Origin of the sequence: Pseudoflavonifractor sp. An184, assembly GCF_002160305.1 — a bacterium.
Lineage (GTDB): Bacteria > Bacillota > Clostridia > Oscillospirales > Oscillospiraceae > Lawsonibacter > Lawsonibacter pullicola.
This window is the reverse complement of record NZ_NFKI01000001.1, coordinates 22,917-41,499: the sequence shown is the minus strand read 5'-3', so window position 1 is coordinate 41,499 and position 18,583 is coordinate 22,917. Positions and strand designations below refer to the sequence as shown.

Below are 18,583 nucleotides of genomic sequence, written 5' to 3'. Positions count from 1 at the left end.
CTTCCGCAGTTTTTCAGGCCTCCTGGCCCTCTACCTGAGCCTCGGCTTCCTTGGCGGCCCGGGCCTCGTTGATGTCCTTGGCGGCGGCCAGAATGTCGGCGGCGTTCTCTTGGACAGAGGTAACGGTCTCCATTACGCTGTCCTTCATCCGCAGGCCGGCGGCGGTAATGTGGGTATAGGCCTTCTTGGCGTCCTTGCTGGCAAGCAGCTTTACGCCGACGGAGCCAAACAGGGCGCCGCCCACGAAGCAGGCTAGTCTGACATAGTGTTTCATCATGAGGGTTTCTTCCTTTCTGCTATGTACTTATTTGCGTTTGTAGCCTGTGATCATCACCATGACCATGCAGATCACGGCGCCCCAGGCCCAGAAGCGATGCTGTTTCATCAAGATCTCCTCCCCGGAAACAAGCTTAGCTCTTAGCGTATTTAAGTAGTATAGCAGATATCCTTCTCAAGCACATCTCTGAATCGGTCAAATAGTTGCCTGTTTAGACATTTTTGCGATACTGGCCCGGTGTCAGCCCATATTGCTGCCTGAAAGCAGCGATAAATTGACTGACACTGCTGTAACCTACCGCTTTGGCCACGCCTTCCAGACTTAGTTCGGGCGTGTGCAGCAACTCTGCCGCCCGTTCCATCCGCCGCTGGCGCAGCCAGGTGTGGACCGGCAGACCGTAGAGGCGGCGGAATCCCTCCTTTACGGTAGTGGCGGTGAGATAGGCCCGGCGAAACTCCGCAAGCGTCATCAAATCTTCCTCTTTCTATTTTCCCTGCCGTTCTTTGTCCCAACGGGAACCCTTTTTGCAGATATAAAAGTCACAACAGTCTCCGCCGGTAGCCAGTGTTTTGGTACGGTAGAGCCGCCCACCCATCCAGTCGACGGACATCGTGTCCAGAGCGCATAGATAGGGAACCAGATGAGGAAGGCCCTCCTGTCGGCCCAGGGCACACAGACCGCACTGGTGGTAAAGGATCGTATATTCCTCTGCATCCCGGCCGAAGATGACCTCGGTATTCCACTGAAAGGGGTTCCTATCTGCATCCGCCAAAGATGCAGTCGCTGCTCGCTTATATTGAGCCTTCAAAGTAAATGCAGTCTTGGCTTTGCCCCGGAAGGCAGCCACAACCAGAGGAGAACGCATACTGGCACTTACCATGCCCTCAAAGCGCTTTTCACTCATTTTTTCTTCTGCCGCCTTATAGATAGACAGCCATAGAATTCCACCAGTCAGGCAGACCCGCAACGGGTTTTCCATCATGGAGCCAATATCCGGGGTACGGGATACCATTTGCCGGTAAATCTGCTTAGAGAGCTGCTTCAACGCAGAAATATCCCATCCCAACTCCTGCCTTGCCAGATACCGAAATGCGGCAGGAGCGATGGCAGCCCACATCAGCCTTTCACAATATGTATAGGTCATGACAAACCTCCGTCTTACTTCCGCCCCACCAGCATCCGGGAGTCGCCCAGCATCATCATGCCCGCCCGCCGGCGGGAGCCGAAGACCTCCGTGGCCGTGTCGATGAGGCGCACGTCCTCATAGCCCATGTCCCGCAGCTTTTGGACAAAGGCATCCATGTCCCCGTACATTTTTGGCTTCATGTCATCGTTGAGCGCAAAGACGCCGCCCTTTTTCAGCACCCGCAGGGTCTCCAACAGCAGAGCCTGCTTGTCCGCACCCATTACATTGTGGTAGACATAGTTGCTCACCACGGCGTCGAAACTCTCATCAGGGAAATCCAGCTTGTTGGCATCCCCGTGCCGGAACGCACACCTGAAGCCGACGCCCTCGCTCTCGGCATTTTTCTCGCACATGGCCTGACCATAGCCGTAGGCCACACCCCAATAGTCCATGCCGGTGATTTGGGCGTCCGGCCAGGTGAGAGCCGCCCGTATGCTCAGTGCGCCGGAGCCGCATCCAACCTCCAGAAGTTGTCCCTGCCCGTCAAAATCCAGATGGGAGAGGACGACCTGATGGACCCGCTCCATCATTCCTCCGCCGCCGAAAGCGTACTGTTTCCGTATCCATGCACACCAGATCAGCAGGGCAAGCAGCGCCGCTGCGGCAACAGAGAACAGGATGCCGAGCGCGGCAATATGAAACATGGAAAAGGATAGCGCTGCCAGCACCGCCGACAGGGTCAACAGCCCACCGATCATGTAAAAAACCGGGTTAGACATCCAGCTTCCGTAGTCCTCGCCGTGGGTGCCGAGTCGGATTATTTTTTGTTGCTTTTGATGTTGTTTCATTTGAACCATCTCCTATCCTATCTTTTGCCATAACAGCCCCAATCCCGCCTGAGCCGCCGCCATGAGCGGGCACAGCAGCAGCGGCCATTGGAGCAGGTGCTCTGGCAGCGCATAGCCCTTCATCCAGTCTGTGAACTCATAGCCGGGATGTCCCTCTGTACCAGGGATCACAAAACGGTCTTTCGCTTTTTTCTGGATCAGCCACACATCCAGAAAAAGAAGATCGCCTATGTTGATCATCATCCACTGGATGTATCCCATCAGGGATAGACGCCAGAATCCGGTTGTCCCGCCCTCCACAGCGCTGACCGCACCATAAAGAAGGAGAGGCAGCAGCTCTCCAAAGCAGATCCAAAGCCAGTAAAAACGGTTTTCCTCTCTGGTAGGCGGCCTGTTCGCCGCCTTGATGATGGCGGACGGATAGCAGGGAAACATCAGCCGGGGCTTATACAGTGCAGCCGCTGCGGCGAACAGGTTAAAATAGGCCGCCATAGCGAGCCCGTCCAAGATGCTGCGCGTCCAGTTCATAGAAATCCTCCCGCATTTTTCATAAGGGATCTCTCTTGTTATTTATTGCCTGAACACCCCGCATCCTCCCGGATCGCCAGCACACAGAGCCAGTGTCTTTTCGCATCCCGCTTCACGATGACCTTAGAAAAACCAGCCTCGGTGAGAAAGGTGACAAACTGGCTCCGGTTGAATATCTTCATCCCATCAATGACAGAAAGCCACCTGCTGTCTCGGGGATTTTCTCCGTCCACTTCATTGACGATCAGAAAGATGCCGCCCGGCCGCAAGATGCGGTACACCTCCCGGAAACTCTCCGTGGGGCCGGGCCAGAAATATACCGTTTCAAAGGCAGTCGCCAGATCAAATGCCCTATCCTCGAAAGGGAGGCGAGAAACATCTCCCTGTATGACACGGCAGCGGCCGGCCTGCAGTTCTTCCTGATTGATATTTCTGGCCTTTTCCACGGATATTTCCGAATAGTCCAGGGCGGTGACAGTTGCGGCAGGGTATTTTCGCAGAAGGGCCCGGATGTTTCGGCCGCCGCCGCAGCCCAGTTCCGCAATCCTGACGGGACCTGTTTTCGGCAAACAGCCCAGTCCCCAGTCCGCCAGGGCGGCATGGGCATAATTCATGCTGGCTACCATGCACTTGCCCAGAAAACCTTCCGGTTTTCGTGTGTTGCGAAGGAAAGATCGAAAAAGTTCCATAGGCACCCTCATCCCTCAAAATAGGTTAGCAATAACTAACCCAAGAGCAGTATACACTTGCTTAACGCAAAAATCAAGCCCGCCGACTTATTATAGAAGCGGTTTTATTGAGTCGAGCGATACATATTCAGAGCCGTGCGCACTCCCTCTTGACAAGGAGATAGAAAACCCTATATAATTCTTTTACGGTTAGCGTCAGCTAACTGCAAGAAATATGAATGGAGGTTGAATCACCCATGTCCCTGATTCAGAAAGAAATTGCCGATTTCACCGTACAGTGCTACCAGAACAACGCTTTCCGAGCTGTCTCCAAGGCGGACATCCTGGGCAAGTGGAGCGTGTTTTTCTTCTATCCTGCCGATTTTACCTTTGTGTGCCCCACAGAATTGGAGGATCTGGCCAATCTCTATGAGAAATTCCAGGCCATCGGCTGCGAAATCTACTCTGTTTCCTGCGATACCCATTTCGTCCATAAGGCGTGGCATGACGCTTCCGAGCGCATCCAGAATATCCAGTATCCCATGCTGGCCGACCCCACCCATTGTCTGGCCAAAGATTTTGAGGTCTATATCGAGGCGGACGGCGTGGCCGAGCGGGGCAGCTTCATCGTGAACCCCGAAGGGAAAATCGTGGCTTATGAGGTCAACGCCGGCAATGTGGGCCGGAATGCCGATGAACTTCTGCGGAAGGTGCAGGCCTGCCAGTTCGTGGCGGAGCATGGAGACGAGGTGTGCCCGGCGAAGTGGCAGCCTGGCGCCGAGACCCTGAAGCCCAGCCTGGATCTGGTGGGGCAGTTGTAAGCCATGGAGCGGATGGAAAATCTCTACGATGTCGTGGTCATCGGAGGAGGGCCGGCGGGACTCACCGCCGCCCTCTATCTGGCCCGGGCCCGCTACCGGGTCGTGGTCGTGGAAAAGAACCACTTCGGCGGGCAGATCACCATTACCGCAGAAGTGGTCAATTTCCCCGGGGTGGAGCGAACCAGCGGCGCCGCGCTCACGGAAACGATGCGGAAACAGGCCGAGTCCTTCGGTGCGGAATTCCTCCTGGCGGAGGTCACCGAACTGGATCTGAGCGGTGATGTGAAGACTGTGCGCACTGGGCGTGGCGATTTGAAGTGCTTCGGCGTCCTGCTGGCCACCGGCGCCCATCCCCGTATGGTGGGGTTCCAGGGTGAAGCACAGTTCCGGGGGCGGGGAGTTGCCTATTGCGCCACCTGCGATGGGGAGTTCTTTACCGGCAAGGATGTCTTTGTGGTGGGCGGCGGCTTCGCGGCCGCCGAGGAGAGCGTGTTCCTTACCAAGTACGCCCGCCACGTGACCATTCTGATCCGGGGCGACGGATTCACCTGCGCCCAAGCCACGGCGGATGCCGCCCGGAACCACGAGAAGATCACCGTCCTCACCAACACAGTGGTGGAAGAGGTGTCCGGTGACACCGCCCTGCGGTTCATCCGCTATCGCAACACAAGAACCGGCCAGGTGACCAAGCACCACGCGGCGGATGGGGAGACCTTCGGCGTCTTCGTCTTTGCCGGATATGAGCCAGCCACGGAACTGGTACAGGGGCTGGCGGAGTTGGACGAGCAGGGCTATGTCCTCACCGACCGCAGCCAGAAGACCACGGCGGACGGCCTGTATGCCGCCGGGGACGTATGTGTCAAGCCCCTGCGGCAGGTGGTCACCGCCGTGGGTGACGGCGCTTTGGCCGCCACCGAGCTGGAGCGGCTGTGCGCCGCCATGCAGGCCAGGACTGGCCTCCGCCCCCAGCAACCAGTGAGCCGGGCAGAGGAAGCGGCGGCACCCGCTGAGGCAGGCAGCACTCTGTTTAACGGGGATATGCTCTCTCAGCTCCACACGGTGTTCGCCCGGATGGCATCGCCATTGATCCTGCGTCTGTTTCTGGATGAAACGCCCCTGTCCGCCGAACTGCGGCAATACATGGATGAGCTGGCGGCCCAGAGCGGGAAATTATCTGTTGAAGTGGGTGACCCCGCCAGTGCGGACCATCTGCCCTGCGTCCGGGTCTGCCGGGCGGACGGCGACTGGACGGGCCTTGCCTTCCACGGCGTCCCCGGCGGCCATGAGTTCACCTCCTTCGTTCTGGGCCTCTACAACGCCGCCGGGCCGGGACAGGCTTTGGACGAAGAGAGCCGGAACGCCATCCATGCCATTCAAAAAACAATGGATCTTCAGGTGTTGGTGTCCCTCTCCTGCACCATGTGCCCAGAACTGGTGACCGCCGCCCAGCGTGTTGCCGCGGAAAATCCGAACATCACCGCCCAGGTCTACGACCTGAACCACTTTCCCGACCTGCGGGAAAAGTACCAGGTCATGAGCGTCCCCTGCCTGGTGGTCAACAGCGGGGAGCAGGTCTCCTTTGGCAAGAAGAGCATCCGGCAACTGTTGGAATTGCTGACTTAACGGAGCCAGCGGTACCCATCATCAATATTGCGCGGAGAAGATTAGAAAAGAGGCGGTACGATGAACGAGGCAGTACAGTCTTTGGGATATGGCTTGGCCGCTTTGCTGTTCTGTGCTGTCATCTGCGCGATCTGTCAGATGATTAAAAAGCTCGCATATTGGTTCTTACACCATGAGAAGCCACAGTCTCATAACAGTCATAAAAAACTGCTTTGACGTGAATATCGCACAGCGTCAAACAGAAAGTCCATTTCTTTTCGGGGGATAAAGCTTATGTCAGAAGACCTGGTCATTCGCCACTGCGCCCCGACTTTGGCAGGGATCAAAACCGGAAACCTGTTTTCCTGCGCCTGCCCCTGCAAAGCCGCACTGACAAAAGAATTATGCCGCTTGAACAGGAAGCTGGTCCCCAAGGGGATCCGCGCCCTGCCGCTGAGAGTTCAGAAAGGCCGTGCCCTTATCTATGTCTACCGGCCCAATGCGCTGGAGTGTGATCTGGCAGATCACTGTTCCAGGGGACTGCTCCTGCAATATGGTTATACGCCGGAAGATTCCAACCGGTGTGTGATCCACCTGATCCAACGTCTGCGGTCGGACGGAGAATTCCCCCATGAGATCGGCCTGTTTCTCAGCTATCCGCCGGAGGATGTCCTGGGTTTCATTCTCAATAAAGCGTGCAATCACAAGTGCGTTGGCTGCTGGAAGGTCTACGGTGATGAACAAGCGGCCAAGTGTATCTTTCGAAGGTACAAAAAATGCAGCAAAATCTATTCCCAGCAGTGGGAACAGGGGAAGTCCATCGAGCAGCTCACGGTAGCTGGCTGATGTTTTCCAAATCCAAGTAAATCAGAAAGGTTGTTGATTCTTATGAGCAAAATCGCAGTTGTTTATTGGAGCGGCACCGGCAACACCGAGGCCATGGCCGCGGCGGTCGTGGAAGGTGCCAAGGAAAAGGGGGCCGAGGTGTCCCTGCTCACCGCCTCCGAGTTTTCCCCCGAGCAGGTCAGCGAGTATGACGCCATTGCCTTTGGCTGCCCCTCCATGGGGTCGGAGCAGCTGGAGGAGAGTGAGTTTGAGCCCATGTTTACCGCCTGTGAGGGCCGGCTGAGCGGGAAGAGCATCGCCCTGTTCGGTTCCTACGGATGGGGCGACGGCGAATGGATGCGCAGCTGGGAGGCCCGGTGCAACGACGACGGGGCAAACCTCGTCTGTGACAGCGTGATCTGCAACGAGGCTCCGGATGAGGAGGCCCTGTCGGCCTGCCGGGCCCTGGGCGCGGCCCTCGCCTGAGAAAACAGAGAGGCGCCGGCATCCTTCATGGTCATCTACTCGTTTCTCTCAACACATTTGCTCCTCGCGGGGACTTGCAATCTTTTGCGGGTTGTAGTATCTTATGGTTAGCAGATACTAACCACAAAAGAGGCATCGCACCATGAAGGAATCTGAATTGGCTTTTTGGCAGAAGACTGCCCGGCATTATACCAGGTCCATGGACCGCTCCGCACCGCTGTACGCGGCGGTGTGTGAGCGGATCCGGCCCCATCTCTCCCGGGATATGAACGTGCTGGAGCTGGCCTGCGGCACGGGGCAGCTGTCCTTTCCGCTCTCGCCCTATGTCCGGCTCTGGGAGGCCACGGACGCCGCTCCCGCTATGATCCAGGAGGCGAAAAAGCGGATCGGCTCCTCACGCCTCCACTTCTCTGTCCAGGATGCCGCCCATCTGCCCTACGCGCCGGAGTCCTTCGACGCGGTGGTCATCGCCAATGCCCTGCACATCCTGCCGGAGCCGGATCGCGTGCTCCGGGAGATCCAGCGGGTTCTGAAGCCGGGCGGATGGTTGTTTGCCCCTACCTTTGTCCACGGCGGAGGGCGGCTGGCAAGGCTTCGCACCTGGTGTATGGAGCGAACCGGTTTCCATGTTTACCACCGCTGGAACGCTGGAGAGTTTGTCTCCTATCTGTCCATGCACGATTTCTGGGTGGTGGAGCACGCACTGCTGGGCGGCCGTGTGCTGCCCCTTTGTTGCGCCGCCTGCCGGTGGACACCGGCGGAACGGATCACCGCGCAGAGCAGGAGTGAAGGACGCCTGCACGGGAGATATCCAGGAACAGGACTGGGAACCGCTGAATAGGGGGGATTGTTTTGAAACGGTGGAAAACGGTTCTGGCTGCGCTTGCTATCTTTTGCCTGCTAACCGGCTGCGGGATGATGAATCACGGGGATGCAGAAAGCGAGTCACCGTCCCCGTTGGAGGGACCTGCGGCAACGGAAGGATTCACGCCGGCAGCAGACTCCACCTGGGGAGACCTGTTCCGTCACTTTGACCCGGAGGGGTTTTCCAAACTTCCAGCGGATGTTCAATCTGAATTTAACCGCACCTTGCTGACAGAACAGTCTCCCCAACTCGTCTTGAAAGAGGGCGGGAAGTGGACATTCGAGTGGCAACCGTTTCGGAATAACTGAAGTAAGACTCACATACGGGGAGCACGATCATGGTGTTTACGATCCGTCCATACGCAGAAAGAGACGCCGCGGCCTGCGGTGAGTGCCTGTATGAAGGCTTTTTTACGGCCCCTATAGATCATTGCGACAAGCTCCTGTTGCGGGATTATGCCCAGGTCTTGATTGAAAAATGCAACTTCACCTTTGTTGCGGAGGCGGAGGATGGGCAGGTCGTGGGGTTCGTTTGCGGGAAATACGACAAAGCCTTCGACCGAACTTTGGCAAACCGATATAGGTGCAAAAGGCACTATGGCTTGTGGTGCAGGATGTTTCTCAAATACTATTTGAAGCGTTATAAAATGTCGGAGCGTTTTCAGAAACAATGGGATCATTTCTCCTCCCAATTACAGGAGCGGGACAGCAAGACCTTCGGAGCCTGCGACCTGGAGCTTGTGGCGCTTGCGTCCAAAGCAGCCTATCGGAAAGGGCTTGGGACGGCCTTGGTCACACAGTTTCTGTCCAGAGCCAGGGCTGACGGTGCGGACACCGTGCGTCTGCTGACCAATACGCTGGCGTCATGGGAATTTTATGAGAAGCGCGGCTTTGCGAGGGTGGCCGAAACGCCGTTCCGGGATGGCTCCGAAAACCGGACCATTATCTATGAATACCGAATCAAGGGGGCAGACAGCGCATGAGTTACGAAAATTGGAAAGATCAGGCGCCCAACTTCCAGGTCGTCGATGTACGCCATCTGCAGGGGAACTTTTTCCCGGGCCTGAAGCAGAAAGCAATGGGACTGGAAGTAGGCGAGGGCTTCACCGTCATCCAGACCTTTGAGCCCCACCCGCTCTATGCCGCCATGGAGGCCCTTGGGTTTGAACACCATACCGAGCAGGCCGGGCCGGCTGAATTTCATGTTTCGTTCTGCCGTGTGGAGAAAAAGGACGGCGGGGAGGATACGCCCTTCAAGCCCCTGGCCCTGCTCAACTATCCCATGATCGACGAGGAGCTGGGCCGGATCGCGGCGGACTTCTGGTCGCTGACCTGGCAGAGCGAAAAGCGGACGCTGCCTTATGAAATGCGGCTGCTCCTCTCCCTGGCCAACGCCGTGGGCGCCGGACGGATGCGGCAGGCCACAAGAGAGCTGATCAAAGCCTATGCCTGCGGGGTGGAGTCAGCGGCCCTGGACGATGTGTTTGAGCTGCTGGCCTGGAACCAGGGGATCGGTTATTTCAGTTCGGAGATCGGTCCCTCCACTCTGTTCCAAGCCTATAAGCTGATCAAGCAGCAGGAAAAACAGGGGGCGGAGCGGCCCCGGATCTGCCAGATGCTGCGTGAAAAATTCGGTGAGAAGAACGCGGAGGTAACGGTTCTTTGAGCCGCGTCATGAAAAAAGTGGATGCCCTTCCGGCATCCACTTTTTCTGCTTTTCTGCTTTTGTTGTACCCTTGCCGGCACGTCGGGGGTTCAGGACAGCTCCAGCCGCTGCACAGCGCCCAAGGCCTCCAGCTCCGCCGGGTCGTGGGTGACGAACAGCACCGTCCTTCCGGCGCACCGGCGGCGGGTATCCGCCATAACGATCTCCTTGGTCTCCTGATCCAGGCCCTTAAAGGGTTCGTCCAGGAACAGCAGGTCGTACTCTGCCAACAGGGCCCGGAGAATGGCCACCCGGCGGCGCATCCCGCCGGACAGCTCCCGGGCGGGCTGGCGCTGACAGTCCGTCAGTCCCACGGCCGCCAGAGCCTCTGCAGCCGCCGTCCGGCTCAAAGCCGGGGTCACCAGGCGGAGATTGGAGACCGGATTCAGGTTCTCGCACAGCCGGTCCTCCTGGAACACCGCGCTCAGGCGCAGGCCCTCCAAGCCCGTGATGGTCCCCCGGTCCGGCGTCTCCAGTCCCATGAGGATCCGCAGCAGGGTGGTCTTGCCCGCACCGGAGGGGGCCATGAGTCCGGTGACCTGTCCCGCCGGCAGAGCGGCGGAAAAGTCCCGGAGGACCTGTTTCCCGTCAAAGGCCTTGCACAGGCCCCGGATCACAATATCCTGCATGGCTCACATCCTCTCCAGGGCGCGTTCTCCCCACTTCAGAAGGATCAGGAATACCTTTTCAAAGACCAGACTCACCAGCACGATCACCAGCGTCCAGGCGAACAGATCCGGCGTGTTCAAGTAGATCTTGGCCTGCTGGAGCTGTTCGCCGATGGAGCCGTCTGGCATACCGATGACCTCGGCAGCGATGCCGGACTTCCAGCACAGGCCCAGAGCGGAGCCGCAGGCCGACCGAAAGTAAGGGAGCACCTGTGGCAGATACACATAGCGGATACTGCGGAGTGTGGGGATCCGGAACACCCGAGCCATCTCCAGCAGCTGCGGATCTGCGGCCCGGATGCCGCTCAACAGATTGGTATAGAGGACCGGCAGGACGATCAGGAAGGAGATCAGCACCGCCAGATTCCTGGAGGAAAACAGGATCAGCGCCAGAATGATAAAGGAGGCCACCGGAATGGACTTGATGGCCAGGAGGGCTGGCGCCAGCAGCTCCTCCACCCGGCGGAACCGGGCGGACAGAGCCGCCAGCACAACTCCGGCCGCTGTTCCAAGCAGGAAACCCGCTGTGATGCGCACCAGGGAATACCAGATGGCGCCCCAAAAATCCAGCGTGGGGATCAGTTCCGTCAGCCGCGCCAGCACACGGAGGGGAGAGACCAGGATGATGCGCTGATCGATGGCCATGGCGCCTGCCTGCCACAGGAGCAACCAAAAGATTACAGCCCAGGCCCGTATGGTTCGGCGGCCTTTCATGAAAGTCAGCGGCTGAAGTAAAAGGCGTCGTCAGGCAGGGCGCCGCCCACGGACTGAGGATTCTGCTCGAACAAAACCGACAGATAGCCGGACAGCTTCTCCTTCATCTCGGCTCCCTCAATGAAAACAATGTTGCACTCCGGCAGGGCCTTCTGTGCCACTTCGGCGGTGACGATCTCATACTGGCCCACCAGCTGGGCGGCCTCCTCCACATTGGAGTTGACATAGTCCACCGACTCCTGATAGTGGTCCAGGAAGGCAGATACCACCTCCGGATGCTCCTCTACAAAGGTGGTCCGGGCCACCACCACGCCAGTGACCAGGGTGGAGGGCGTCTCGCTGTCAGCCTGAAGGGCATCCCACTCCTCCGTCAGATCCAGCGCCACCCGCAGGCTCTCGCTCTGGGCCTGGGCGGTGGTGACGAAGGGCTGGGGCAGCATGGCGATGGCGTTCTCCTCCGCCATCAGGGCGGAAAGGCACTCGGCCTGCTCGCTTTTCCACTCAATGGTCACATCCGCGGAGGGGTCGATACCGTTCTGGGTCAGCACATAATTCAGGGCGGCCTCCGGTGTGTTTCCCTTGCCGCTGGCGTAAATGGTCTTGCCCCGGAGGTCCTCCACGGAGTGTACCGTGTCTCCGCTCTCCACAATGTAAAGCACGCCCAGCGTATTGATGGCCAGCACCTGCACGCCGCCCTCGGTGTTGTTGTAAAGGACAGAAGCCAGGTTGGCGGGGACGGCGGCGATATCCGTGGTCCCCTGCGCCAGGGCGGCAGACACCTCATCGGTGGCGGCGGTGATATTAAAGTGATAGTTGTTGTCTGTGATCGTTCCACTGTCCGCTTCATTCATGAACTCCACCATGCCCATTGCGGTGGGGCCCTTCAGGGCCATCACGTTGACGTCGATCGGATCGGCCATCTCTGTCACGTCGGATGGCGTGCTGCTCGAACCGGGCGTTTCCGAGGTGCCGGCATCCCCGGCGGTGGAGCAGCCTGCCAGCAGCGCGGCAGACAGGGACAGGACACAGAGCAGAGAGAGCAATTTTTTCATACCGTTGTTCCTTTCTAAATGTTCATCATTTTGTGTCGGAGGGGTGCTAGAGCAGTTCTTCCAGCAACGGGCGGTCCTGGATCCGAATGGAATTTCCGTCCACTGCGGCCGCTCCCATGGACTGGAGCGCGGACAGCTCCCGGAAAAGGGCGGCCCGGCTGACCCCCAGACGGCGGGCCAGATCCTCCCGGGACCCGGCGAGCCTTACCACGCCCTTCTCATCCTGCTGCTCCAGGAGATGGGCAATGAGCCGGCCTCGGCAGGACTGCATCGTAAGCAGCTCGATGCGCCGGAGCAGAAACTGGAGCTTCCGGTTGCACAGGGCCGCATAGCGCATGGCAAGTCCTGCATCCTGCTCCATACAGGAGAGTAGGACCGCCTTAGGAATATATAGGACTTCTGTCTCTTCCCCGCATCGCAAGACCGTTTCCAGCTCGGCGCTGGCCATCAGATTACAGACGCCAAAACACTCCCCCGCAGTCAGGGCATTGAGCTGCACATCCTTTCCATCCAGTGCCACGGAATAGACCTCCACCCGTCCGGACACGATCATCCCCACGGATGAAACGCCGCTCGGCTTGTCGCTGATGATCTGGCCCGCACGGAACCTCTTTGAGGTCACCTGCTCCAGCGGTAGGGATGCGCCCGCCAAAAAGGGTGACGATGCCAGTTTTTCCTGTATGATCATTCGCTCCAGATCACGCCCCCCCTTGGTTAGCCATCGCTAACCTACTGCTATATTCTACTCTGAAACCCCGCCGTAAGTCAAGAAAAAAAGCTTGCCGGCCAGTCTCATTTGATACTGACAATCCTGCATCTCCTGTGGTAAGCTATGGCTAATCAATCGAATTCCAAGATTGGAGGTTCACGATGCCGCGTCAAGTGCTCCTTTTCTCCGGCGCTTCCGCCGTGGGAAAGACTTCTGTTCTGAAAAGCCTGCTCCCGCTGCTGGCCCACGGCGGCATGGCGCCCTGCGTGTGCAAGATCGACTGTCTGAAAACCGGGGACGCGGATGTCTTTCAAAGCCTGGGGCTTCCCTGTGTCACCGGTTTGAGCGGGGATATCTGCCCTGACCATTTCCTTGTCTCTAATCTGTCGGAGCTGTGGGGGTGGGCGGACCGCCTGGGGCGGGACGCCCTGGTCATTGAAACGGCCGGACTGTGCCACCGCTGCTCCCCGGCTACGGAGCACATGGCCGCTGGCTGTGTGCTGGACTGCACCGCCAGCTGCAGGGCGCCGGGGCAGCTGGGTCCCATGCTCACTCAGGCGGACTTTGTGGTGCTCACCAAGATCGACATGGTGTCCCAGGCGGAGCTGGAGATCATCTCCTGGCAGATCCGCATCCTCAACCCGTCCGCGGCACTGTTCCCAGTGGACGGGCTGGCCGGTTACGGCACGGATCTGCTGGCACAGTGGCTGCTGGCCCGGCCGGTATGCACCGGTTTCGAGAGGGACGCCCTCCGACACACCATGCCCAGCGGCGTATGCTCCTACTGCGTAGGCGAGCGGCGGGTGGGCAGCGCGTTCCAGCAGGGCGTGGTGGGCAAAATTTCCTTTGAGGAGGCGCCGGTATGCGGAGTGTGACCATCCTGGCCGGCTGCGGGAAAGACGGCCGACCGGAGCCCTTTGACTCCATATCCCTGGAACGCGGGGGGCTATACACCATTGTTGGCAACACCGGCTCCGGAAAGTCCCGGTTCATCAAGGACATCGAGCAACTGGCCTGCGGAGACTCCATCACAGGCCGCCGGGTCCTGCTGGACGGAGTGCCGGTCCCACTGGCAGAGCGGCAGAGCACATCCGCCCATCTGGTGGCCCATTTGGGCCAGAATATGCGCTTTGTGCTGGATGTCAGTGTGGAGGAGTTTCTTCAACTCCACGCCCGCTGCCGTGACCGGAGGGCAGCCCCGGCAGAAGTTCTGGCCCTTGCCAATGAAATCACCCCAGAACCGGTGGCTCTCCGGCAGGGGCTGAACCAGCTCAGCGGCGGCCAGTCCCGTGCGCTGATGATTGCGGATATCGCCCTGATCTGTGACAGCCCTATCGTCCTCATTGACGAGATTGAAAACGCGGGCATCGACAAGGAGCGGGCGCTGGGCCTGCTTCAGAAGAGCGACAAGCTGGTGCTGGTTGTCACCCACGATCCCCACACAGCCCTGATGGCCCGGCGGCGCATCGTTCTGGCCGGCGGCGCGGTGACCGCCGTGGTAGAGCGCACCGCCGGAGAGGCTGCCCTCTATGAAGCGCTGGGCAGGGCTTATCGGGAACAGCGACGCTATCAAACCCAGCTGCGGAAAGGAGCCTACCTGGCATGACGTCTATTTTGCTCTATTGGAACCACATCTGCGTCCTGCACCGCCAGGAGAAGGCTTTCCTGGAGGACCTGGCCCAACGGCTGCGGGGGGACGGCATCCGGCTGGAGGTGCGCTATTTCGGTCTGGGATATCCGGAGCGTATGTCCGAGTACCTGGCCCGGCCGGACGCCATACTTCCGGACCTCATCGTTTCCGCCGATCTGGAGGTGTTTGAGGATCTGCGGATCTTCTCCAAATTCAAGTCGAATCTCTATCCGGCGGCTGACTGGGTCCCGCTGCGGCAGAGCCCCATGCTGAATGCGGTACAGCGGGGCCCCTGTCTTCTGCCCTTTGTCTCCATCCCGCTGGTGTACTATACCCGGGAGCCGGAGGCCTGTGCCAAGACCTCTCTGCCGGATTGGCGCGGGCTAGCTTTCGGGGGCATCAACAATTCCGCGGCAAAAACGGTGGTAAAGTCCGTGTGGGAGCGGTGGGGCCAGGTGGCCGCCGCCAAGCTCCTGGGGGAGAGTCTGGTGGCCGATATGCCAATCGGGGCCTTTCAGGCGGTGCGTCAGGGGCAGACCAGCACCGCCCTGGTTCCCTCCCTCTATGCCCTCCGAGCGGACGGCCGGGAGACCTTTCTCCGCGTCCCCCAGGAGGGGCCGGTCCTGATCCCCTCTTATCTCTGTGCCCGCGCTTCTGCGCCGGAGTGGGCGGCCCGCCGGGTGGCAGAGCGCATTCTCTCCCGTGAGCTTTGCGATTTCTATGCGGCAAACGGGGATCTGATCGTCTACCCCGCCTGCACCGGGCGGCGCAGCGGACAGGAGGCCGATTACGCCCTCTGTCCATCCGCTGCATGGCTGGAACATCTTTCTCATGTGGATTTCTACCGGCTCTATTGCACCAAACTGCCTTCCGCAATCGAGTTTGCCTACGCCTGACAGAAACAGAAGGAGCTTCCCGTTTATGGTTGGGAAGCTCCTGCTCTTTACTTCACTTCAACCGCTCCCAGGTGGCCACTGCCTAGGAAACCCGGAATATCCTGTGCGCCGAGTGGAACACGGACTTACGGATGGCGGAAACCGCGGAGAAGGTAGGCTATAAAAACCTGAGCAAATTGGCGGCAGTCCTTATCAAGCAGTTCGGCTGTCCGCCACTGGAGCATCACAGAAGGGCACGGCTCGAATGAGCTGTGCCCTTCCTCTTGCAAGTCGGTTTCGATTTTATAGGGGCCTGCCGCTGTTATCGTTCCAGCATCCGGTCGTTCCAGTTCAGAATCAAGTCCAGCATATATTTAGTGTTGCCCATGTTGCAGTGGGCCTGGCCGTTCAGCGCCCAGCCAGGCACCACAAACTCCAAGGAACGGGTATTTTTCAACAGGTCGATCTCCTGCTTGTAAAGGCCGAAGTCCATCAGCAGGTCCTCCCGGGCACTGAGAAGCAGCACATCCTGGGTGATCCGCTCCGCTACCGGCTCAATGGTGAAGGCCCGGGCTTTTTGCAGATACTCGTACACATCGGAGGTGCCGTAGGCGTAGTTGGAGTGCTGGATGGACCAGCGGAACAGCGGCTCCCGCTCCGCCAGGCCGGCGTAGAGGTCCAAGATGGCGTCCCGGTTGTTCTCGTCCAGCCAGTGCTCCAGCTTCGCCCGGATCTCCGCCGGCTTGTCCGCCATCAACGCGCCATAGATGCTGGGCAGCACGCTCCAGGACACCACACGCCGGATACGCGGTTCCATGGCCGCCGCCCGCATGCAAAGCTCCCCGCCCAGAGAGACGCCGATGATGGTCACATTGTCTGCCCCATAGTGGTTCAGCACCGCACCCACCGGCTTCTCCCACTCCGGCGTGAAGGTCAGGCCGGATTTCCGCAGGGCCGCTCCCTGGCCGGGACCCTCAAAGGCCAGCACTGTATAGCCGCCTTGGGCCAAATACAGCAGGGCGTCGGTGAACTCCTCCAGCAGGGAGTCGTTGCCGCCATGGAACAGGATGGTGCCCTTGGAGGCGCCGTCGGGAAGAACGCGCCAGCAGGGCAGAACGCCGCCCTCATAGGGCACCTCCTCCCGATAGATGGGACCACCCTTCTCCGCAAACAAATGGGCGAAGTGTGTATAGAAGATCTCCCTGGCCCGGTCATAGACGGCATGGCACTCCGGGGTGTCCGGCACCATGAAGAACTCCGCCATTCGGAGATACCCGGCGGCGGCCGCCCAGTCCGCCCGGGCCTCCGCCTGGGCGGAGAGCTCCTTTAAGACCCGCTCCCAGGAGGGGAAGTCCGTGATCTCCCCGCCCCGGGCCTGGACCTCTGCCGGATCGCCATGGTTCCACATGACCACTCGATTGAGCTGGAAGTCAAAGAGCGGATGGTCGTTGAAGTGATAAGTCCCCTCAGGAAAAGTAATGACAGACATGGCAAATGCCCCTTTCTTCTTGTAAGATAGGGGCATTGTAACAGGGGCCTGTCTCATTTACTTCTGTTCATCTGCTGTTTTGGTCCGGCCCAGGCCGGCCAGGAAAATCTGCTTCACCTCTGTCATGGACATACCGTACAACTTCCGGCTGGTGTCCGCCATGTGGGAGGGAGTGGCAAAGCCCGCATCCATGCAGACCTGGGTGAGGGAGCGTCCCGTCTCCAGCAGATAGAAGGCCCGTTCCAGCTTCAGGTTTGCCAGATAGAGATGGGGAGAGATTCCCGTATCCCGCCGGAACAGATGGGTCAGGCGGCTGGGAGACAGGTGGACGGCCCGGGCCACTTCCCGGATGGTCAGCTGCTCCAGGGCGGGGGTTGCTTTCATGTAGGCGGCCGCCTCCAGTATCCGCGGATCCTCCGCAGAGGTACGTTGCTCCTGCAATCCGAGCAGCCGCTCGGTTTCGGCAGCGGCGGCGGCCGCATCCGCCTCCGTGCGCACATCCCGCCACCGCTCCCCTACCTCGGAGGAAACAGACGTATCCAGTGTCCGCCAGGGAGCGCCCCGCAAAAGGGTGTGCTTCACACAGCGGCTCATAGGCGTCAGCTCGTCGATGAACACCACCAGAGTCGGGGCCTCGCTCAAAATCGTGTGGGGGACATCAGAGCCGATAGCGATGCCCGCCGCCTCCACGGATACGCCATTCACCAGGGCGGTGAAGGGCCGCTCCATGGCAAACACCAAATGGGCGGCGAAATGCCGGTGCTCCGCCGGAGAGGGATAGCTTGCCTGGATGTAGTAGCAGTCACTGACACGGAAAATAAAGGGTTCGTTCATCAGGAACTCACCCCGTTTCTGGCTTGAAACTCCATCCGCACGATTTGCAGCTTCATCGGCCCGTCGGCGATCCCGGCCAACAAACGATGGATATTACGGATTCCCGGACCCCGCAAATCCTGATAGCCCAGCATATAACCCCGACTAGATATGGAGATGCGGTTCGACCAGGACGTCAATTCCTTCTCCGCATCCCGGACGGAGAAATACGCCCCCACATCCCGGATGCCTGCCTGCTTGACCCAGGTTTTCAGCATCAGTTTTACCGCTGTCGGCCCAGCGGCGTCAAATACCAGTCGCCCACCCGGAAATCGCTCTGCCATGGCCGCGCAGAGGGCGCGCACCTGCTCTGTCCGAAAGTAGTAAAACACGCCGGCGGCAAAGAACACCGCCCCGTCCTCTGCCGGCGTGTCGATGGCATCGAACCAGGAGAAGTCGTTCAGGTCGGCGGCAAGGTTCTTCTCCCGTTCCTCAGCGGGGAGCAGCGCCTCCCGCACCACCATGACGTCGGGCAGGTCGATGTTATAGATGTAGCACTGCCCGTTGTCACAAGCCCGGCCTGTCTGGTCCAAGCCGCAGCCCAGATTGACCACGGCGGCCTTGGGATGGGTGCTCAGGTAGTCCCGCACCTCAAAGGCCAGGTCGCCCTGGCGCATGGCCACCTCCAGAGCGCCGAAGATCTGCATGAGGCTGTCGGATTTCCTCTCCAAAGCGGAAAAATCGTAGTCAATCCTCTCCAACAGCTCCGACGCCGTCTGGTCGGCAAACAGCTGGGGAAACTTCCGGGAACACAGTGCCCGGCCATACAGGGGGATCACCAGCGTCTCCTGGATGGAGTTCTTTTGAATGGGATACCGCATGG

The 18,583-nt window shown here is 59.3% G+C and carries 24 protein-coding genes; 11 read left to right on the top strand and 13 right to left on the bottom strand.

Annotated features, from left to right (window positions below; genetic code table 11):
• Positions 1–13: 13 nt before the first annotated feature.
• The 6 genes from B5F19_RS00230 to B5F19_RS00205 all read right to left on the bottom strand — a co-directional run bounded on the left by B5F19_RS00230 (position 14) and on the right by B5F19_RS00205 (position 3,393).
• Positions 14–274: a DUF6110 family protein gene (locus B5F19_RS00230; RefSeq protein WP_087286688.1), complete on the bottom strand. Its 261-nt coding sequence runs from the start codon at positions 272–274 to the stop codon at positions 14–16.
• Positions 275–488: 214 nt separating this feature from the next.
• Entirely contained in the window at positions 489–746 is a 258-nt protein-coding gene (locus B5F19_RS00225) for a helix-turn-helix transcriptional regulator (RefSeq protein ID WP_087286315.1), read from the bottom strand.
• Between the two features lie 15 nt (positions 747–761).
• Positions 762–1,421 carry an L-2-amino-thiazoline-4-carboxylic acid hydrolase gene (locus B5F19_RS00220; RefSeq protein WP_204248276.1) on the bottom strand — a complete coding sequence of 220 codons (660 nt, stop codon included), beginning with the start codon at positions 1,419–1,421 and terminating at the stop codon, positions 762–764.
• Positions 1,422–1,435: 14 nt separating this feature from the next.
• Positions 1,436–2,251, bottom strand: coding sequence for a methyltransferase domain-containing protein (locus tag B5F19_RS00215; RefSeq protein WP_087238578.1), 816 nt, complete (start codon positions 2,249–2,251; stop codon positions 1,436–1,438).
• Between the two features lie 12 nt (positions 2,252–2,263).
• A complete protein-coding gene (locus B5F19_RS00210) occupies positions 2,264–2,779 on the bottom strand; it encodes a hypothetical protein (protein ID WP_087286313.1) in 516 nt (171 codons plus the stop codon).
• A 38-nt stretch (positions 2,780–2,817) separates the two neighbouring features.
• Positions 2,818–3,393 (bottom strand): class I SAM-dependent methyltransferase, encoded by a 576-nt coding sequence (locus B5F19_RS00205; RefSeq protein WP_343219409.1) that lies wholly within the window; start codon positions 3,391–3,393, stop codon positions 2,818–2,820.
• A 311-nt stretch (positions 3,394–3,704) separates the two neighbouring features.
• Between B5F19_RS00205 and ahpC the strand changes: the two genes are divergently transcribed.
• The 8 genes from ahpC (at position 3,705) to B5F19_RS00165 (ending at position 9,711) form a co-directional block, all read left to right on the top strand.
• Positions 3,705–4,268, top strand: a complete 564-nt coding sequence (gene ahpC, locus B5F19_RS00200; protein ID WP_087236143.1) for an alkyl hydroperoxide reductase subunit C — start codon at positions 3,705–3,707, stop codon at positions 4,266–4,268.
• Between the two features lie 3 nt (positions 4,269–4,271).
• Complete coding sequence (locus B5F19_RS00195) at positions 4,272–5,891, top strand: FAD-dependent oxidoreductase (protein WP_087286311.1); 1,620 nt, start codon at positions 4,272–4,274, stop codon at positions 5,889–5,891.
• A gap of 273 nt (positions 5,892–6,164) precedes the next feature.
• Positions 6,165–6,716, top strand: a complete 552-nt coding sequence (locus B5F19_RS00190; protein WP_087236139.1) for a DUF3793 family protein — start codon at positions 6,165–6,167, stop codon at positions 6,714–6,716.
• Between the two features lie 42 nt (positions 6,717–6,758).
• Positions 6,759–7,181 carry a flavodoxin gene (locus B5F19_RS00185; protein ID WP_087236137.1) on the top strand — a complete coding sequence of 141 codons (423 nt, stop codon included), beginning with the start codon at positions 6,759–6,761 and terminating at the stop codon, positions 7,179–7,181.
• A 142-nt stretch (positions 7,182–7,323) separates the two neighbouring features.
• Positions 7,324–8,022, top strand: coding sequence for a class I SAM-dependent methyltransferase (locus B5F19_RS00180; RefSeq protein ID WP_087236135.1), 699 nt, complete (start codon positions 7,324–7,326; stop codon positions 8,020–8,022).
• An 11-nt stretch (positions 8,023–8,033) separates the two neighbouring features.
• Positions 8,034–8,354 carry a hypothetical protein gene (locus B5F19_RS00175; RefSeq protein WP_087286308.1) on the top strand — a complete coding sequence of 107 codons (321 nt, stop codon included), beginning with the start codon at positions 8,034–8,036 and terminating at the stop codon, positions 8,352–8,354.
• 29 nt (positions 8,355–8,383) lie between these two features.
• Complete coding sequence (locus B5F19_RS00170; RefSeq protein ID WP_087286305.1) at positions 8,384–9,028, top strand: GNAT family N-acetyltransferase; 645 nt, start codon at positions 8,384–8,386, stop codon at positions 9,026–9,028.
• On the top strand, positions 9,025–9,711 hold the full coding sequence (locus B5F19_RS00165; RefSeq protein WP_087236128.1) for a DUF2249 domain-containing protein: 687 nt from the start codon (positions 9,025–9,027) through the stop codon (positions 9,709–9,711). Before B5F19_RS00170 ends, B5F19_RS00165 begins: the two co-directional genes overlap by 4 nt.
• Positions 9,712–9,800: 89 nt before the next feature.
• Here B5F19_RS00165 and B5F19_RS00160 read toward each other — a convergent pair whose 3' ends face one another.
• From B5F19_RS00160 to B5F19_RS00145, 4 genes are read right to left on the bottom strand one after another with little or no spacing between them, the layout of a single operon-like run.
• Complete coding sequence (locus tag B5F19_RS00160) at positions 9,801–10,379, bottom strand: ABC transporter ATP-binding protein (RefSeq protein ID WP_087286301.1); 579 nt, start codon at positions 10,377–10,379, stop codon at positions 9,801–9,803.
• Between the two features lie 3 nt (positions 10,380–10,382).
• Entirely contained in the window at positions 10,383–11,132 is a 750-nt protein-coding gene (locus B5F19_RS00155) for an ABC transporter permease subunit (RefSeq protein WP_087286299.1), read from the bottom strand.
• A 5-nt stretch (positions 11,133–11,137) separates the two neighbouring features.
• A complete protein-coding gene (locus tag B5F19_RS00150) occupies positions 11,138–12,184 on the bottom strand; it encodes an MqnA/MqnD/SBP family protein (protein WP_087236124.1) in 1,047 nt (348 codons plus the stop codon).
• 46 nt (positions 12,185–12,230) lie between these two features.
• On the bottom strand, positions 12,231–12,872 hold the full coding sequence (locus B5F19_RS00145) for a Crp/Fnr family transcriptional regulator (protein ID WP_087286298.1): 642 nt from the start codon (positions 12,870–12,872) through the stop codon (positions 12,231–12,233).
• A gap of 182 nt (positions 12,873–13,054) precedes the next feature.
• Here B5F19_RS00145 and B5F19_RS00140 point away from each other — a divergent pair, with 182 nt between their 5' ends.
• The 3 genes from B5F19_RS00140 to B5F19_RS00130 are packed head-to-tail and all read left to right on the top strand — an operon-like array spanning position 13,055 to position 15,419.
• Complete coding sequence (locus tag B5F19_RS00140) at positions 13,055–13,768, top strand: GTP-binding protein (RefSeq protein ID WP_087286295.1); 714 nt, start codon at positions 13,055–13,057, stop codon at positions 13,766–13,768.
• Positions 13,756–14,499, top strand: coding sequence for an ATP-binding cassette domain-containing protein (locus B5F19_RS00135; protein WP_087286292.1), 744 nt, complete (start codon positions 13,756–13,758; stop codon positions 14,497–14,499). The genes B5F19_RS00140 and B5F19_RS00135 overlap by 13 nt, the downstream gene beginning before the upstream one ends.
• Entirely contained in the window at positions 14,496–15,419 is a 924-nt protein-coding gene (locus B5F19_RS00130) for a hypothetical protein (protein WP_087236116.1), read from the top strand. The genes B5F19_RS00135 and B5F19_RS00130 overlap by 4 nt, the downstream gene beginning before the upstream one ends.
• Before the next feature lie 301 nt (positions 15,420–15,720).
• Here the strand turns inward: B5F19_RS00130 and B5F19_RS00125 are convergent, their stop codons facing one another.
• From B5F19_RS00125 to B5F19_RS00115, 3 genes are read right to left on the bottom strand one after another with little or no spacing between them, the layout of a single operon-like run.
• Positions 15,721–16,887 (bottom strand): alpha/beta fold hydrolase, encoded by a 1,167-nt coding sequence (locus tag B5F19_RS00125; protein WP_140394123.1) that lies wholly within the window; start codon positions 16,885–16,887, stop codon positions 15,721–15,723.
• A 57-nt stretch (positions 16,888–16,944) separates the two neighbouring features.
• Positions 16,945–17,721: a helix-turn-helix transcriptional regulator gene (locus tag B5F19_RS00120; protein ID WP_087286285.1), complete on the bottom strand. Its 777-nt coding sequence runs from the start codon at positions 17,719–17,721 to the stop codon at positions 16,945–16,947.
• On the bottom strand, positions 17,721–18,581 hold the full coding sequence (locus tag B5F19_RS00115) for a class I SAM-dependent methyltransferase (RefSeq protein ID WP_087286281.1): 861 nt from the start codon (positions 18,579–18,581) through the stop codon (positions 17,721–17,723). The genes B5F19_RS00120 and B5F19_RS00115 overlap by 1 nt, the downstream gene beginning before the upstream one ends.
• Positions 18,582–18,583 lie beyond the last annotated feature (2 nt).